Source organism: Xanthomonas sp. WHRI 10204, from assembly GCF_040202875.1.
GTDB lineage: Bacteria > Pseudomonadota > Gammaproteobacteria > Xanthomonadales > Xanthomonadaceae > Xanthomonas.
In genome coordinates this window covers 154,836-170,555 of sequence record NZ_JBEGDW010000002.1, presented here as the reverse complement: position 1 = coordinate 170,555, position 15,720 = coordinate 154,836, and the positions used below count along the sequence as shown (strand labels likewise).

15 protein-coding genes are annotated in these 15,720 nt (G+C 64.4%); 11 read left to right on the top strand and 4 right to left on the bottom strand.

The window, feature by feature from the left end; genetic code table 11:
• Window positions 1–27: 27 nt before the first annotated feature.
• The 4 genes from ABQZ00_RS11465 to ABQZ00_RS11450 all read right to left on the bottom strand — a co-directional run bounded on the left by ABQZ00_RS11465 (window position 28) and on the right by ABQZ00_RS11450 (window position 3,668).
• Window positions 28–690, bottom strand: a complete 663-nt coding sequence (locus ABQZ00_RS11465) for a TorF family putative porin (protein WP_323538365.1) — start codon at window positions 688–690, stop codon at window positions 28–30.
• Window positions 691–1,216: 526 nt separating this feature from the next.
• The gene (locus ABQZ00_RS11460) at window positions 1,217–1,606 is read right to left on the bottom strand and encodes a c-type cytochrome (protein WP_055844416.1); all 390 of its coding nucleotides are present in this window, start codon (window positions 1,604–1,606) and stop codon (window positions 1,217–1,219) included.
• A 23-nt stretch (window positions 1,607–1,629) separates the two neighbouring features.
• Window positions 1,630–2,976, bottom strand: a complete 1,347-nt coding sequence (locus tag ABQZ00_RS11455; RefSeq protein ID WP_115527578.1) for a cytochrome C — start codon at window positions 2,974–2,976, stop codon at window positions 1,630–1,632.
• Between the two features lie 71 nt (window positions 2,977–3,047).
• Window positions 3,048–3,668 carry a cytochrome b gene (locus ABQZ00_RS11450; RefSeq protein ID WP_115528260.1) on the bottom strand — a complete coding sequence of 207 codons (621 nt, stop codon included), beginning with the start codon at window positions 3,666–3,668 and terminating at the stop codon, window positions 3,048–3,050.
• 300 nt (window positions 3,669–3,968) lie between these two features.
• Between ABQZ00_RS11450 and ABQZ00_RS11445 the strand changes: the two genes are divergently transcribed.
• The 11 genes from ABQZ00_RS11445 (at window position 3,969) to ABQZ00_RS11395 (ending at window position 15,369) form a co-directional block, all read left to right on the top strand.
• Window positions 3,969–4,463 (top strand): sugar 3,4-ketoisomerase, encoded by a 495-nt coding sequence (locus ABQZ00_RS11445; protein ID WP_323522147.1) that lies wholly within the window; start codon window positions 3,969–3,971, stop codon window positions 4,461–4,463.
• 12 nt (window positions 4,464–4,475) lie between these two features.
• Window positions 4,476–5,588 carry a DegT/DnrJ/EryC1/StrS family aminotransferase gene (locus ABQZ00_RS11440; RefSeq protein WP_323538283.1) on the top strand — a complete coding sequence of 371 codons (1,113 nt, stop codon included), beginning with the start codon at window positions 4,476–4,478 and terminating at the stop codon, window positions 5,586–5,588.
• Window positions 5,585–6,838, top strand: a complete 1,254-nt coding sequence (locus ABQZ00_RS11435; RefSeq protein ID WP_323538284.1) for an O-antigen translocase — start codon at window positions 5,585–5,587, stop codon at window positions 6,836–6,838. The genes ABQZ00_RS11440 and ABQZ00_RS11435 overlap by 4 nt, the downstream gene beginning before the upstream one ends.
• On the top strand, window positions 6,835–7,773 hold the full coding sequence (locus ABQZ00_RS11430) for a glycosyltransferase family 2 protein (protein WP_323538285.1): 939 nt from the start codon (window positions 6,835–6,837) through the stop codon (window positions 7,771–7,773). The genes ABQZ00_RS11435 and ABQZ00_RS11430 overlap by 4 nt, the downstream gene beginning before the upstream one ends.
• Window positions 7,774–7,793: 20 nt before the next feature.
• Window positions 7,794–8,915, top strand: a complete 1,122-nt coding sequence (locus ABQZ00_RS11425; RefSeq protein WP_323538366.1) for a hypothetical protein — start codon at window positions 7,794–7,796, stop codon at window positions 8,913–8,915.
• Window positions 8,916–8,954: 39 nt separating this feature from the next.
• Window positions 8,955–9,797, top strand: coding sequence for a Wzz/FepE/Etk N-terminal domain-containing protein (locus ABQZ00_RS11420; protein WP_323538286.1), 843 nt, complete (start codon window positions 8,955–8,957; stop codon window positions 9,795–9,797).
• Between the two features lie 428 nt (window positions 9,798–10,225).
• A complete protein-coding gene (locus tag ABQZ00_RS11415) occupies window positions 10,226–11,068 on the top strand; it encodes a class I SAM-dependent methyltransferase (RefSeq protein ID WP_323517002.1) in 843 nt (280 codons plus the stop codon).
• A gap of 12 nt (window positions 11,069–11,080) precedes the next feature.
• On the top strand, window positions 11,081–12,298 hold the full coding sequence (locus ABQZ00_RS11410; RefSeq protein ID WP_323538287.1) for an amidohydrolase family protein: 1,218 nt from the start codon (window positions 11,081–11,083) through the stop codon (window positions 12,296–12,298).
• A complete protein-coding gene (locus tag ABQZ00_RS11405) occupies window positions 12,295–12,993 on the top strand; it encodes a class I SAM-dependent methyltransferase (protein ID WP_323525969.1) in 699 nt (232 codons plus the stop codon). Before ABQZ00_RS11410 ends, ABQZ00_RS11405 begins: the two co-directional genes overlap by 4 nt.
• Window positions 12,994–13,120: 127 nt before the next feature.
• Window positions 13,121–14,251: a glycosyltransferase family 4 protein gene (locus ABQZ00_RS11400; protein WP_323538288.1), complete on the top strand. Its 1,131-nt coding sequence runs from the start codon at window positions 13,121–13,123 to the stop codon at window positions 14,249–14,251.
• Window positions 14,248–15,369: a glycosyltransferase family 4 protein gene (locus ABQZ00_RS11395; RefSeq protein ID WP_323538289.1), complete on the top strand. Its 1,122-nt coding sequence runs from the start codon at window positions 14,248–14,250 to the stop codon at window positions 15,367–15,369. Before ABQZ00_RS11400 ends, ABQZ00_RS11395 begins: the two co-directional genes overlap by 4 nt.
• Window positions 15,370–15,720 lie beyond the last annotated feature (351 nt).

The following is a 15,720-nucleotide window of genomic DNA, read 5'->3' as shown; positions in this document are numbered from 1 at the left end:
GCAGGCGGGCGAAAGGTTGCGGTTGAATCAGAAACTGCGGGACACCATGCCCACCCACGGCGTTTCGCCGGGCCCGCCTTGCGCGCGCGGGGTGTTGTTGCTGGTGACGACCCGGTCCAGCTTCACGGTCCATGCCGCGCGGCTCCACTTCAGGCCCACTTGCCCATACCGATAGCGGCCGGAACTCTGGGCGCCGTAGGACATCGCCGGAAAGTCCGAGATGCCGGCACCGGCCGAGAGGCTGAAATCCCCCGTCAGCGGCACGTTGGCGGTGACGTCGACCACCATGTTCCAGGGCGAGCGTTGCGCGCGCGGGAAATTGAAGCTGGAGAGCGAAAAGGTGAGCGTGTCGCGGTAGGACCAGGCCAGGCTGGCTTCCTGGCGGTCGAAGCTGCGCGACTGGCGGTCGGCCGGATAGGCGTAATACAGCAGGCTGGCCTGCATCTGCCAGCGATCGCCCATCATCCAGCCACGCGCGCCCTGGAACGTGAGCGCCACCGGGTCGCTAAAGGAGGGCGACTGCAGCGCCGCGGAGGCCGATATCGACCAGCCGGGAGAGGGCAGCCAATAGCCGGCTGCCTGCAAGGTGACGCGGTTGGGTGCGATGGAGATGCCGCGGTCGATCAAGGTGGACGCCACCGCCACTGCGCCGCCGACGTTGTCTGCCATTGCAGTGCCGCAGGGGCCCATGACCAGCGCAAGCAGCAACGCGCGACGCAACCCCAGCTGCCGGCACCGCCGTAACTGGCAATGCACCCTCGGCAGGGTGGGAAGGCGCGGCTGTCGTGCCGAGCCACTCGCGGGCAATGGCTGCCCGTCGCAGACGGTGTGGCGTCGCGGTCGGCAAGGGGACGGCTTGGCGGGCGAAACGTTCGGCAAGGGCGTGGGACGTGGACCGTAGCGGTGCGCGATGGTGACCCATCACGCGGGGCGAGACCGCCGTGTCTGTGGCGGTTCCGTCCGTATACGCGAAGGGTTCGTGTCAGGCAACGCGGGCCGTGCACCTGTGCAGGTGCAGCGGTGACCCGCATGCAGGCCGCGGACACTGCGGCCGGCACGCTGTACCGGGCTTGAAGCGATCCTCACAATGGCAAGCGTCGCGTTCAGGCCTGCGCGGGCGATACCTCACACCGGCACGTCCCTTCGGACCGCGCCGATTGCGCTTGTGCCATGCATGCCGGCCCGGCCAGTGGTGCCAAGGCGGGCCGGCAGACCCTCAGCGCAGGGTGCTGAGGTAGGTGACCAGGGCGTCGAGTTCCTTGTCGTCTTCAAGCCCTTCGTACTTCATCTTCGTATTCGGCAGCGTGGCCTTGGAATCTTTTTTGAGGAAGTCCTTGAGGCTGGCGGTATCCCAGGTGCGCTTGCTTGCCTTGAGATCGGCCGAGTAGCCGCTGAAGTCCGCCACGGTGGCTGCGGGACGGTTGACGATGCCGAACAGCGACGGGCCTTTCTTGTTCTTGCCCTGCGTCGCGCTGTGGCACTCGGCGCATTCGCTAATGAACACACTCTTGCCATCGGCGGCGCGTGCCGAGCCGGGCAGCAGTGCGCCTGCCAGCAGCAGGCCGGCCAGCGACGCGCAAAACAGGGTTGGATGGAATGACTTCATGGGGGTCCTTACGTGTGGGGGGATCAGAACGTCAGATTGACCGACATGGTGAAGCTGTCCAGATCACGCGGGTTGGTGATCGGCGGGCCGCGGAACACGTTGGAGGTGCTGCCGTTGAACTTGTCGAACCGGAACCAGCCCGCCGACAGACGCAGGTTGGCGATGGTGGTGTAGGTGCCTTCCTTGCCGAACGGGGTCCAGTACAGAAGGATCAGGTTGCTGGTGGTGTCCGGAATGCCCACCGGCGAATAACGCGCCGCATCGAACGAGCCGGTGTTGATCATGTGCGCGGCCAGCACACCGTAGGTCTGCTTGAACGCGTAGTTCATGCTGATGGTCTGATCGCGCACGTTGCCGCGCTCCAGCGCGGGCATGGTCGGGTCGGCCGACATCAGCGGGGTGCCGTATTTGCGGCGCTCGTAGATATTGACGTAGGCCAGCGACATCACGTGCTCGCGGGTGCCCAGGAACTGATAGGTCAGGTCGTAGCCGAAGTCGGTGAGGTCGTCGCTGGGCCCGTTGCGCGGACGCTGGCGGCGCGTGTTGAGCGCAGTCAGGCCGACCGAGAAGAACTGCCGCTTCATGTCTTTCATATAAGCAAGACGCGCATAGCTGGTATCGCTGAGCTTGCCCGGGTCGCCGTTGATCGGCCAGCCGAGGCGATCCTGCGCAGACGGCGACAACGCGCTGTAGCTGCCCACTTCGCCGTACCAGTTGCGGTCGTACAACCCGTACACGCTGGCACCGATGACGCGGTTGGACAGCGACGAGGAGCTGAGCATGGTGGATGCGCCGCCGTTGGAGGCCGGTGTCAGGGTGGAAGCATTGGGCAACACATGGATCGGGTCGGAGATGCCCGGATTGTTGTTGACGCTGACGCCGATCATGGTGTCCTTGCCGGCCATCTGGAACGGCTTGCTGACAAAGCGCAGATCCACATCGTCCAGGCGCGTATCGAAGGTAGCGTTGCCGCTGTTGTTGGAGCGGATCTTGGAGTAGCCACCGATGTTGTCGTTGACGCGGCCGGCCAGATACAGATCGGCCTGGGTCAGGCGTGCGGTGCTGTCGCCGCGGCTGGGATTGCTGCGCGCCCAGGTGAGCTGCCCGGACACCGGAATCTTGGTGCCTTCGCCATTGGTATCGGTGAAACCACCCAGCTTGAAGCGCATGCCGTAGGGCGTCAGCGACGGACCATAGGAGCCGATATGGCAATCCGCGCACGAAGAACCGGTCTGCCGGGCGAACGAGGGAATCGCCTGTGCCTGCGTGCTGGCCAGCAGCAACAACGGGCCGGACACGCATAACAAGGACGTCAGAGAAGCGGTGCGCGATGCGCTGGCGCGGCGCGGAGCAGGCTGGGAGATAGGCATGGAAAGTCCTTGTTCGACGGTGCGGGGTTCAACGGAGAGAGAGCGGACGAGGGCGAGGGAGGTGCGGCGACTCATGCGCGCTTGCCCGGCAGCACGCGGTACAGCAGGCCATCGCGCAGCACCAGGTGATGCCAGAGCGCAGCGCCGATATGCAGGGTCACTAATGCCAGCAACGCCCAGGCGGCATTCAAATGCCACACGCCCAGGGTGTCGCCCAGATCCGGGTCTGCCTCGATGAGATTCGGCAGCGCCAGTCCGAACAGATAGACCGTTTTGCCGAACGCGTTGCTCAGCGACCAGCCGATCAACGGCAGCGCGAGCATCAGCCCGTACATCGCCAGATGGGTGCCGCCTGCGGCCAGGCGCGTGATCAAAGATGCGGGTGGGCCAGGTGGCAGCGTGCGCAAACGCAGCCGCAGGCCGACGCGCAACACGAACAACAGCAGCACCATCAGGCCGAAATGGCGATGGCCTTCGAGCAGCCATTGACGCAATGCGCGTCCATCGAGCTCGGCGCGCAGCAGAATCAGGCTGGCCGCCATCACCAGGCACAGCACGGTGAGCCAGTGCAGCACCCGCATCGGTTTGGGTAAAGGCGTCACGCCCGCCGCAGGCGCGGCCTGTGTCGAGGAGGGCAGCGCTGTTGCGCTGCCGGTGGCTGCCGTGTCGGGCGCCTGGGGAGATGGGTGCATCTGGTTGGTGTCCTCACCGGTGGTGGTCGTTGGTTCCGGCAGTGCGTGCTGCGCTGCCAGGCCTGGCTCCCCACGCCGGCCGGAACTGCGACCAGGTGAACGTGCACCGATATGTGCGGAGCTACCGATGAAAGGTTGCGTCGCCACAACGAATTTTTATCGTTCCGGAATGCGCTCGAAGGCGAAGCTGCGCTTGCACGCACGTGGCTTCGCAGGGTAGTGACGTCGCGCAACCTTTCACGCATCCCGGCGCACTCAGGCATGTCGCACTACGTGCAGTCAGCGCTTACGCCCCGGATCATGGCCTTCGAACCCATCCAGTTGCATACCCACGGCGACGATCGTGGCCTGCTCATTTCGTTGGAGCAGCAGCGCAATGTCCCGTTCGAGATACGCCGCGTGTATTACCTGTTCGGTACTCGCAGCGGCGTCCACCGCGGCCAGCACGCGCATCGCCAGCTCAATCAGCTGGCGGTGGCCCTGCATGGCTCGGTGACGATCCTGCTGGACGAAGGCAAGGGCGACGGCCCGACCGAGGTGACCTTGAACGACCCCTCGCAAGGCCTGCTGCTGGGCCGCATGGTGTGGCGCGACCTGCATCATTTCAGCCCCGACTGCGTGCTGATGGTGCTGGCCGACCAGCTCTACGACCCGGGCGATTACATCCTGGATTACGACGAATTTCTGGGCGAAGTGCGTGGGGAACAGGAACAAGCGCGTGGGGAACAGGAACAGTTGAGTGCACACGCCAGCATTGTCGCGGGCAGGATCGCACTGCTGGGAGCGCAGTCGTAAATGGTCGGCTTGATGGATGTGCCGTTCCTGGATTTACGCGCGGTCAACGCACGTTACGCGGATGAACTCAAAGCCGCTGCCGCGCGGGTGATCGATGCTGGCTGGTATGTGCTCGGCCAGGAGCTGGCTGCGTTCGAAGAGGAGTTCGCCAGTTACTGCGGCGCGGCGCATGCGGTCGGGGTGGGTAATGGGCTGGACGCGTTGTCGCTGATCCTGCGCGGCTACCGCGAACTGGGCGTGCTACGCGAGGGCGATGAAATCATCGTGCCGGCCAATACCTTCATCGCGACGTTTCTGGCGATCAGCCAGAACCATCTGGTGCTGGTACCGGTGGAGCCTGACCCGGTCACCTTCAATATGGACACGGCGAGTGTGGAAAAGGCGATCGGGCCACGCACCCGCGCCATCATGGCGGTGCACTTGTACGGTCAGCTGGCTGACATGGCGGCGCTGCAGACGCTGACGCATCGCTACGGGTTACTGCTGATCGAAGATGCAGCGCAAGCGCATGGTGCAACGGTGCAGGGCAGGCGTGCAGGTGCTTTCGGCGATGCCGCCGCGTTCAGTTTCTTTCCGACGAAAAATCTTGGTGCGCTGGGCGATGGCGGCGCAGTCGTGACTTCCGATACGCGATTGGCCGAGCGCATCCGCGCGCTACGCAACTACGGCTCGGAGGTGAAGTACCAGCATCTGTATCAGGGCGTGAACTCGCGCCTGGACGAGCTGCAGGCCGCACTGCTGCGCGTCAAGTTGGGCTATCTGGACGAAGAGATCGCGCTGCGGCGCGCAGTGGCGCGGCGTTACCTGCAAGGTATCGACAACCCCTTGATCGTCTTGCCGACAGTGGTCTCCGACGAACAGCATGTCTGGCATCTGTTCGTTGTGCGTAGCCCACAGCGCGATGCCTTGCAGGCGCATCTGTTGCGCCATGGCATCCACACCCAGATTCATTACCCGGTGCCGCCGCATCGGCAGCCGGCCTACGCAACACTCGGCGATGCGTGTCTGCCGGTGAGTGAGCGCCTGCACGCCGAAGTGCTGAGTCTGCCGATGGGACCCGCGCTGGATGCAGCGTCGGTGGAACGCGTGATCGCCGCCTGCCAATCGTTCGGCACCGGCGCATGAATCTGGTGCGCAGCAGCGCCTACACCGGCGTCGCGACGCTGGCGAAGTTGCTCGCTGCGCTGGTGGTGGTCAAGCTGGTGGCCGTCTACGCAGGGCCGCAGGGCGTGGGGCGACTCGGGCAGTTTCTCAATGTGATGTCGGTGCTGGCGGTGTTGGCGGGTGGTGGCATCAGCGCCGGTATCGTCAAATACGTCGCCGAGTACCGCGACGACCCGCCGGCCCAGGCGCGCTTGCTCAGCGCGGCGTTGTGGTACGCGTTCTGTGCGTCTTGCGTGCTGGCGGTGCTGGCGTTGGCGTTCAGCGGGTTGCTCGCCGAGCGGCTGTTGGGCGATGCCAGCTACCAACCGCTGATTTGCGTGCTGGCAGTCGCGCAGTTGGGCATCGCGCTTGTCAATTACATTCTTGCAGTGATCAACGGTTTCATGGATGTGCGCCGCCTGGCCATCGTGCAGGTGAGCGGCGCGGTAATCAGCGCTGCGCTGGTTGCATGGCTGTCCAGCATGGCGCAGCTGCAGGGTGCATTGCTCGCACTGGTGCTGGGGCAGGTGGTGTGGCTGTTGGCGGGGGTGCCGGCGCTGCGGCGCAGCCCATATTTTCGGCGCGAGATGTTGCGCCCGCGCTTCGATGCCGTCATGACACGCAGGCTGGCGGCCTTTTCGGTGATGACGCTCACGTCCACCTTGGTGCCGCAGCTGGTGATCATTTTGGTGCGCGATCATCTTGTTGCCCGGTTCGGGTGGGAGCAGGTGGGCTACTGGCAGGCAGTGAGCCGGGTGTCGGATGCCTACCTGCTGTTTTTCACTACCGCCATCAATGTGTATTACCTGCCCAAGCTGGCCTCGTTGGATGCGCGTGCCGCATTGGGGCGCGAGCTGCGCGCTGCGTATCGTTACGTGATGCCGGCGGTGATCGCGATGGCGTTGGGTGTGTATGTCTGCCGCGATTGGGTGACCTGGCTGTTGTTCGACCCGCAGTTTGCTGCGGCCAGAGCGCTGTACGGCCCGCAGCTGGTGGGCGATGTGGTCAAGATCGCCGCCTTCGTGTTGTCGTATGTGATGTTGGCCAAGGCCATGACGCGCTTGTTCGTGGTATCCGAGTGCGTGTTCGCCGCCAGCTATCTGGGCTTGGTGTACCTGTTCACCGGACACTTCGGTCTGATCGGTGCGATGTACGCCTTCGTCGCCAACTACGTGCTGTATCTGCTGTTCAATATCGTGGTGGTACGGCGCTATCTGGTGCAGCCGGCATGAACGATCGTACGCAACCGGCAGGGCGCGCGCGCTGGCCGTTGGTGTCGGTGTTGATCCCCGCGTTCAACCATGAGTGTTTCGTCCAGCGTTGCCTGGACAGCTTGTTGGAGGACCCGTACCCGTGCAAGGAGATCGTCATCATCGACGATGGTTCCAGCGATGCCACCGGCGAAAAGATCGCCCAGTGGATCGCCGCTCACGGGCATCGGCTGCCGGTGCAGTTCGTGCAGCGCGCGAATCGCGGTGTGACAGCGACGCTGAATGAGGCTGCGCGATGTGCGCGGGGTGACTATCTGCGCATCGTTGCAAGTGACGACTATCTGATTCGAGACGGTCTCGGCAGGCAGGTCGCTTATCTTGAGGAAAATCTCCGTAAATCCGCTGTCATCGGCGATGCGATCGTTGTCGATGCGGAGGGCAGGCAATTGCACCAAAGTGCGATGCGTGACCTTCACTTGGCTAACAAGAAATTGTACGGATCCGATGCAGGGATCCGTCGAGCTGTTATCAGCGAATGGGCGGTGAGTGGCGCCGTCATGATGCTCAGGCGTAGCGCCTTCGATAAAGGGATGACGTGGGATGAGACGCTCAGGATCGAGGATTGGGATTTCTTTCTTCGATTGGTTGCCGGCGATCATCTAGGGTTTATTGACGTCGCCGTGTGTGCATATCGGTTGCATGAGACCAATGTGAGTAAGACGCGAGATGTCGAGAGGCGATTGGAAAATCTGAGTGAGTTTGCAAGGGTTGCAGCGCGCAGCTGTGATCTATTCACAGGTGTCGAGTCGTGGATGCTGCGTGCCAAGTTGAGTTTGATACACGCAAAGATCTCTTTTCTGCGAAGAAGATACCCCTCCGTCCTTTGGCACCTCGCGGCACATTCGGTCAGGAACTTCATTGCTCTGTGCAGTTCGAAGACAGGGGTGTTGGGGTGACCATCACGGTTGGATCGTTGATGCGGAGGCCTTACACGTACTTGGCTATCCCCATCGTCATCAGCTGTTTCATCACAGCTGTCACTTACGAACTTCCACGTGGATACTCGCAAGGACTCGTCTGGCTACTTGCGGCGGCGATGGGCGTGTTCGTTCTGGACTTGGTGGTTGGAACCAAGTTACCGAGCTTCGAACGTTTCCGTCGCCATCGCTATGCCGGAACCCGCGATGCGTTTCTGGCGATGACGCTGGCAGCCGTGGTCACGGTGTTTTGCATTGTCGATGTGGTGGTGTTTCCGATTCCCTTATTCAGCGATCCATCGTCTTATGCCACCTTGAGCCCGTTGCGTTCGCACGTGCGACATATCTCCAACATGTGCTGGATCCTGCCGCCGATTGCGTTGCTCTGCGTACGCCATCGCGGCCTGCGCGCGGCAATGGTGACGTTTGGATTTGTGTTCCCGATCATGGTGATCGACCGCAATCGGATCTTTGCCGGCCTGTTCTCGTTCGTGCTGATGATGGTGTTGCGGCGGGACCCGGCGCGCACGTTGCCGTGGAAGACCATCGGTGTGCTGGTGCTGGCAGGTGGCAGCGTGTTCTCGGTGCTCGGTGCCTTGCGCTCCGGCTCGCTGGCAACCGTGGCATTGCCGTTCAGCGCGTTTTACCGTGCCATGCCGCAGGGCGTGCAGTGGCTGCTGCTGTACATCAGTGCCGGGCCGTACAACTTTGGCGCCATCCTGGCCAAAGGCTACGAAAACGCCAGTTTTCTGATCAACCAGCTAGTGCCGTTTAGTGGTTCGATTGCCACCGCCGGCACCAGCATCCCGCTGGATGCGCCCAACATCAATGTGGGTACGGAGTTCTTTCCGTTTCTGATGGCCTGGGGCGCGCCGGGGGCGTTGCTCGCGCTGTTGGCGTTGTATGCCGGCCTGGTGTGGAGCGTCCGCCGCCTCAATGGCTCGCTATCGATTTTCCACGTGCTGATCTTCTTGCGTATTGCTTACGCCTGCCTGATGTCGCCATTCGCGCCTCAGGCATTCACCTGGACCAACTTTGGCTTCATTGCGCTGTGTTTGGTGCTGCACGCCTGCACCGTGTTGTTGCCCACCCGCCATGCAGTACCCCCATCTGTCGCTTAAGCGCGGCAACCCACTGTCACGTATCAGAGCCTGCGCACCATGAATCAACACGACGAAATCTATCTGATCGATCTGTGGCGCATCCTGCGACGCGAATGGCGCTGGGCGCTGGCTGCGTTGGTGCTGGTGCTGGGCATGACGTTCGTCTTCCTGCGCGTGGCAAAGCCGCAATGGGACGCCACCGCGTGGATCCAGGTGGGCGAGATCGGCCCCACGCCTGCCGGCCGCGACCCCAAGGTCGAGCCGTTCCAGCGGGTGATCGATCGCATGAAGACGCGGCTGTTTCAGGACGCTGTCCTGCACCGGGCCGGGGTGCCGCTCAAGAGCCGTGCCGCGCAGCTGTATCGCGGTAGCCTGAAGCCGGATCCGGACCCATACGCCAATCTTATCGGTGTGACTATTCGTGGCGAGTCGGCGCAGCAGGCGCGCACGTTGGCGATGGCCACCGTCACTGCATTGCAGAGCTTGCATGGCGACACCAATACCGCTGCGCTCGCGCTTGCACATACCCGTCTGCAGGGGCTTGACGAGGATCTGCGCGTTGCCATGCTCAATCGCGAGCAGCTGCAACAGCAACTGCAAGCCGGCACCGCAGCAAGTCCGGCGCAGGTGCTGGCCGGGGTGTTGCTGACCGAAAACACCACTACTATCCGCGCGATCAAGACCGAACGCGACGATTTGATTGCGCGGCTGACCGCGCGTTACACCTATCAAACCTCATTGGCGTGGCCGTTGTATGCGCCAGAGCAGCGGGCGTTTCCGAATGCGGCGATGGTCTGGGCGGTCGGTTTGCTCGGTGGAGCGGGCTTTGGCGTGCTGGTGGCGGTGGTGCGCAATGCCTGGCGTCGTCGTCGTGCTGAAGGCGCCGGTGCCATCGCTTAAGAGCTGACAAACGCGACTGCGCGCACCGCCATGCAGCCGCAGCCGCATGCCGGTGCGGCATGGACCATGCGTTCGCTCTGGCGTTGGGTGCGCCGTGCAGAATACTCCCAAAGTTCTATTAGCCGCTCCATGACAAGCGCTCGCCGCCGTCCACTGCGCGTGCGTCAGAAGTGGCGGGCCGATCCTTGACAGCGCCGTTGGCACGCGCATGCGCGGCACGTCGTGATTGATACGCGCAGCGCTGCCAGCGGCCTTTTGTCAACGCTGGATCTGTCGCTAGTCCATCCAGGCACTGCTCGCGCGAGCGGTCGGACTGCAACCAAACCGACTGGTGCTGGCACTCACGGGTCTATCAAGCGATACCGCGTTGGCGGTACCGCGTCTGGAGAGTGTCGTGAAATCAGCAGGACGGGTGGGGGAGGCGATGCATGTCAGTCGTCAGTGAGCATGCCGCGCGCGGCGGGACGGTCGCGCCGGAGCAGTTGCTGGAGACGCAGCGCGCGTTCGACAGCGTCGCCCCCGATTACGACGGTCCGCGCGGCAACAACGCGCTGATCCAGCGCATGCGCACCACGCTGTGGGACACGGTGGCTGCCGAGTTGCCGGTCGGCTCGCGCTTGGTGGATCTGGGCTGCGGTACCGGGCTGGATGCGGGCGAGTTCGCGCGCCGCGGCTACAACGTGCTGGCCACCGATTGGTCGCCGGCCATGATCGAGCGCACCCGCCATCGCGCGGTGACGCAGGGTCTGGAGGAGCGTCTGGCGGCCGCGCATGTGGGCATCCAACAGCTCGACCAGCTCGAGGGCACCTTCGACGGCATGTATTCCAACTTCGGCCCGCTTAATTGCGCGCCGGATCTGCCGGCGGTGGCCGCCGAATGCGCGCGTCTGCTGCGTGCCGACGGTTGCCTGGTGTTTTCGGTGATCGGGCGCATCTGCCCCTGGGAAATCGGCCATTACGCCTTGCGCGGGCGCTTCAAGCGCGCGGCGGTGCGTGCGGCCAAGGGCGCAACCGCGGTGGGCATGAACGGCCACACCATCTGGACCTGGTACCACCTGCCGCGGGAGTTCTATCGCGCATTCGAAAAGCACTTCGTGCTGGACAGCTACCGTGCCCTGAGCCTGTTCCTGCCGCCGCCGTATCTGGTCGATTTTTGCGAGCGCCATCCGCGCGTCTCCGAGCGCCTGGGCCGGCTGGACGATCGTTTCGGTGGGTTGCCGCTGCTGCGCGACATGGGCGATCACTTCCTGATCGTGATGCGCAAACGCTGAGTGGAGATGCCGATGTCCATGGCCGATGTCTGTCTGCAGGGCGCGCGATCGATCACGCTCGCGGGCCCGTCGCGCGCAGCGGTGAACCTGCGCGCGGGCCACTTCGGTGGCACGCTGGGCACCGGGACCTTGCGTCTGGATCTGCAGGGGCATGTGCTGGCGCCGGGCCTGATCAACGCGCACGAGCACTTGCAGGTGAACTGCGTGCCGCCGCTGCCGCAGGGTGCGCCGTTCGCCAACAGCTACGCATGGATCGAAGCGTTTCAGGCGCACTTTCAACATCCGGAAGTGGCTGCGGCATTGCGCGTGCCCAAAGCGGTGCGCTTGCGCCATGGCGGCCTAAAGAATCTGCTCGCCGGCGTGACCTGCGTGGCGCAGCACGACCCCTGGCATGCCACGCTGGATGAGGTCGATTTTCCGGTCAGCGTGCTGCACGAATTCGGTTGGAGTTATGCATTGGGTTGGACCGGCTACGGTCCGCCGGTGCAGGGCAGCTTTGCGGCAACGCCGGCGGCGCACCCGTGGATGATCCATCTGGCCGAAGGTACCGACGCAGTGGCGCGTGCCGAACTCGACGATCTGGATCGGCTCGGTTGCCTGGCGTCCAACACGGTACTGATCCACGGGGTTGGCATGGGCGAGCAGGATATCGAGCGGGTGATCGCGCGTGGCGCGGCAGTGGTGTGGTGCCCGTCGAGCAATCTGGCGTTGTTGGGGCGCACGCTCGATCCATGGCAGTTGTGCAAGGCCGGGCGGCTGGCGCTGGGCAGCGATTCGCGCGTCAGTGGCGCGCGCGATCTGCTCGAAGAACTGCGGATCGCCGCCCGCAGCGGGCTGGCGCCGGACCTGCTGTTGGGCCTGGCGACCGAGCAATCCGCACGCATTCTGCGCATGCCAACACGTGGACGCATCGCGCCGGGCGCTGCTGCAGATCTGGTGATCGTGCGCGACCGCGGCGGCGAACCCGCCAGCAGCGTGATCGGCTGCGAACGCAGCGAGTTGCGCGCGGTGATTCGCGATGGCAAGCCGCGCATCGCCGATCCGGATTTTGCGTCGTGGTTCGACGCCGCCGGCATCCAGACCGTTCCGGTGGTGCTGGATGGACGCCCCAAGTTGCTGGACGCCACATTGGCCGATCCGGCAGTACTAGCGCTCGAACCCGGCTTGCAACGGGTGCAGGACCTCCAGCCAGCGTCGAGCGCAATGGCAGCGATGGGCGCCGCGTCGTGAGCGCGGTTCCGGTACTTGAGCCTGACGCGGCGTATGCGTTGTGGGCCCAGGCGTATCCGCCGCACGCGCACAACCCGGTGATGCAGGCCGAAGAGCGCGCGATGCTTGGCTTGATGCCCGCTACTTTGCAGAACCAGCATGTCGTGGATGCCGGCTGCGGCAGCGGCCGCTACATGCTGCATGCGTTACGCCGTGGCGCACGCCAGGTCACTGGTGTCGATCTGTCGCCGCAGATGCTCGCGCGCGCCCAAACCGAACTGTCGCAGCATTGGCCAGCTGCGCGGGTGCAGCTGCAGCAGGGCAGTCTGGACCAGTTGCCGCTTGCCGATGCGGTTGCCGACCTCAGTGTGTGCGGCCTGGTGGTCGGGCACCTGCAGCGGCTGTGGCCGGCGCTGGAAGAACTGCATCGCGTCACCCGCATCGGCGGCATCGTGTTGTGCAGCGACGTGCATCCGATCGGCCATGCATTGGGTTGGCGCCGCGATTTCAAGGCCGATGGCCAGCACTATGCGGTACGCCACACCCAGCATCTCTACAGCCATTGGCATTCGGCATGCGTGGCCCTGGGCTTCGCGATCGAAGCGGTCGCCGAGCCGATGCTGGACCCGGCCGATATTCCCGCTGGCGCACGCTTCGACCAGGCGGCGCTGCAGGTACCGGTGGCGCTGGTGCTGCGGCTGCGGCGTCTCGCGTGAGCGTCGCGCCGGGGCTGTCCCTCCGCAATACGCGTGGCATAGGACCTCAGCAGGATCTGCTGTGGTGCTGCTTGGAGGGCGGCTACGTTCACTCCGCACAGCACGCCAGCCCAGCGGCGATCGCACCGTGACACGACATGTCGCACAGCTCAACCTGGTGCCGACGCCCGCCGGCCTGAGCGCCGACCAGGTGTTTGCGCAATGGCCTTCGCTTGCCGACATCGCCGAGGCGGTGGCCAGCGCAGATGTACGCGTTTCGGTGATCCAGGCCTCTGCGTTGAATGCGCGCATCGAACGGCAAGGCGTGGACTATCGCTTTGTCGATCTTGGCTTGCGCGGAAGCGCCGCGCGTGCAACCACGTTGTCGGTGCTCTTGCGCGAGATCGACGCCGACGTGATCCATGTGCATGGCCTGGAATTCGCCGGTGATGCGCGCAGGCTTGCGCGCCTGCTGCCGAATGTGCCGATCCTGCTGCAGGATCATGCCAATCGCTCGCCGCGGTGGTGGAGCAGGGCGGTGTGGCGGGCTCGCTATCGCGCCGCTGCCGGCATCGCGTTTACCTCGTTGGACATGGCACAGCCGTTTCTGCGCGCGCGTCTGTTTCAACGCCGCACGCAGCTGTTTGCGATTCCCGAATCCAGCAGCCGCTTTGTGCCGGGCGATCGCCTGCTGGCACGCGAGCACACGCAGCTGCATGGCGACCCATGTGTGCTATGGGTGGGCCATCTGAGCGCAGCCAAGGACCCGCTGTGCGTGCTCGATGCGGTTGCCATGGCGGCGCGCCTGTTGCCCGGTCTGCGGCTGTGGTGCGTGTTCGACCAGGCGCCCTTGCTGGAACAGGTGCAGCAGCGGCTGCGCGACGATGCGCGTCTGGCGGGGTGCGTGCAGCTGTTGGGCAAGATCGAGCATGCGCGCGTGCAGACGCTGTTGCAGGCGAGCGATGTCTTCGCGTCCGCCAGCCATGCCGAGAGTTGCGGCTATGCCGCGCTGGAAGCCTATGCCTGCGGCGCCCTGCCGTTATTGACCGATATTCCGGCCTTCCGCGCACTCAGCGATGACGGCGCGGTCGGTGAACTCTGGCCGGTGGGCGATGCCAGCGCATTGTCGGAATTGTTGTTGCGCGTAGCGCGGCAGCGGCCCAGCCGTGCGCAGGTGCGGGCGCACTTCGATGCGCGGCTGTCGTTCGCGGCAGTGGGGCAGCGCTGGGCACAGGCGTATGCGAGCCTGATGAAACCACTGCGAGCGCACCCACGATGAAGTTGGCGCTGGTGGTACCGGGCGGGGTGGATCGCAGCGGCGATGTGCGTGTGATTCCGGTGTTTCTGACCTTGATCGAATGGCTGGCACGCAGCCACGAGGTGCACGTGTTCGTGCTGCATCAGGAACCCTTGCCCGGTACCTGGATGCTGCGCGGCGCCAAGGTGCACAACATCGGCGCGCGACGCACGCGCCTGCGGGCCATCGGCGCCATTGTCGAAGAACATCGGCGCGCGCCGTTTGCGGTGATCCAGGCAATCTTTTCCGGCTATTGCAGCCTGATCGCGGTGAGTGCAGCAACGCTGCTGCGACGTCCCAGCGTGGTGCATATCGCCGGCGGTGAGCTGGTCGCGCTGGATGCCATCGGTTATGGCGGCCGGCGGCGGTGGCGCGGACGCCTGCGCGAAGCGGTGATCCTGCGCCTGGCCGATCGCGTTACTGCTGCCAGCGCGCCGATCATTGATTCGTTGCAAGCGCTCGGTATCGGCGCGCAGCGCGTACCGCTGGGCGTGGATCTGCGTGCCTGGCAGCCCGTCCCACCGCGCCCGCGCGAAGGCGCGGTTGCACGTTTGCTGCACGTGGCCAGCCTCAATCCGGTCAAGGACCAGAGCACCTTGCTGCGCGCGATGGCCGCACTCAAGCGGGCCGGTGTGGCCTTTACGCTGGACATGGTCGGTGTCGACACGCTGGACGGTGCCATGCAGCACCTGGTGCAGCAGCTAGGCCTACAGGAGCAGGTACGTTTTCTGGGTTTCAAAACCCAGTGCGAGTTGCGCCCGATCATGCTGGCGGCCGATCTGCTGGTGATGTCGTCCCTGCACGAAGCCGGGCCGATGGTGCTGCTGGAAGCGGCCGTGGCCGGTGTTCCGACCGTCGGTACGGCCGTCGGGCATTTAGTGGAATGGGCGCCGATCGCAGCGCTGGCGGTGCCGCCAGGCGATTGGGCGGGCATGGCCGAGGCGATCCGGCAGGTGCTCGGCGATGACGAGCTGCGTCTGCGTCTGGCATGGGCGGCGCAGTGCCGCGCGTTGCGCGAAGACGCGGCCATGACCACGCGTCTGTTCGAGCAGATCTACCGTCAGTTATGCGAGCGCCGGCCGCTTGGCCCAACAAACTAGAGCGAACCCAAAGCCTACTACGCAGCTACCAGGCGGGCAAAGCTGGTACTCGGTTCGGCATATGGCACGCGTGCACGGCGGTGCTGCGCGCGCCGGCCATATCCACCTGGCGACTGCGCGCCACGTTGTCTTGACCACGCTTGAGGGCGCGATTCAACGACACATCGTGCGCAGCCAGTACGCACGCTGTAGTCCAGCGGCCATGCAGCGTGGCTAAGCACGAAGCGTCCACTGATCGCTGCTTTGGTCAGTCAATTTGAACGCGGCGATCAACGCAGCATGCAAGGCCGGGGTGTCGGCGCATGTTCCGCGCCAACGCAGACATCAGACGCGAGCACGGCATTCCACAGG

Excerpts from the sequence above, each read along its gene's own strand:
- ABQZ00_RS11410 (WP_323538287.1), top strand. The coding sequence starts at position 11,081 with ATGTCCATGGCCGATGTCTGTCTGCAGGGCGCGCGATCGATCACGCTC.
- ABQZ00_RS11455 (WP_115527578.1), bottom strand. The coding sequence starts at position 2,976 with ATGCCTATCTCCCAGCCTGCTCCGCGCCGCGCCAGCGCATCGCGCACC.
- ABQZ00_RS11420 (WP_323538286.1), top strand. The coding sequence starts at position 8,955 with ATGAATCAACACGACGAAATCTATCTGATCGATCTGTGGCGCATCCTG.
- ABQZ00_RS11445 (WP_323522147.1), top strand. The coding sequence starts at position 3,969 with ATGGCCTTCGAACCCATCCAGTTGCATACCCACGGCGACGATCGTGGC.
- ABQZ00_RS11430 (WP_323538285.1), top strand. The coding sequence starts at position 6,835 with ATGAACGATCGTACGCAACCGGCAGGGCGCGCGCGCTGGCCGTTGGTG.
- ABQZ00_RS11435 (WP_323538284.1), top strand. The coding sequence starts at position 5,585 with ATGAATCTGGTGCGCAGCAGCGCCTACACCGGCGTCGCGACGCTGGCG.
- ABQZ00_RS11395 (WP_323538289.1), top strand. The coding sequence starts at position 14,248 with ATGAAGTTGGCGCTGGTGGTACCGGGCGGGGTGGATCGCAGCGGCGAT.
- ABQZ00_RS11415 (WP_323517002.1), top strand. The coding sequence starts at position 10,226 with ATGTCAGTCGTCAGTGAGCATGCCGCGCGCGGCGGGACGGTCGCGCCG.
- ABQZ00_RS11440 (WP_323538283.1), top strand. The coding sequence starts at position 4,476 with ATGGATGTGCCGTTCCTGGATTTACGCGCGGTCAACGCACGTTACGCG.
- ABQZ00_RS11465 (WP_323538365.1), bottom strand. The coding sequence starts at position 690 with ATGGGCCCCTGCGGCACTGCAATGGCAGACAACGTCGGCGGCGCAGTG.
- ABQZ00_RS11425 (WP_323538366.1), top strand. The coding sequence starts at position 7,794 with ATGCGGAGGCCTTACACGTACTTGGCTATCCCCATCGTCATCAGCTGT.
- ABQZ00_RS11450 (WP_115528260.1), bottom strand. The coding sequence starts at position 3,668 with ATGCACCCATCTCCCCAGGCGCCCGACACGGCAGCCACCGGCAGCGCA.
- ABQZ00_RS11460 (WP_055844416.1), bottom strand. The coding sequence starts at position 1,606 with ATGAAGTCATTCCATCCAACCCTGTTTTGCGCGTCGCTGGCCGGCCTG.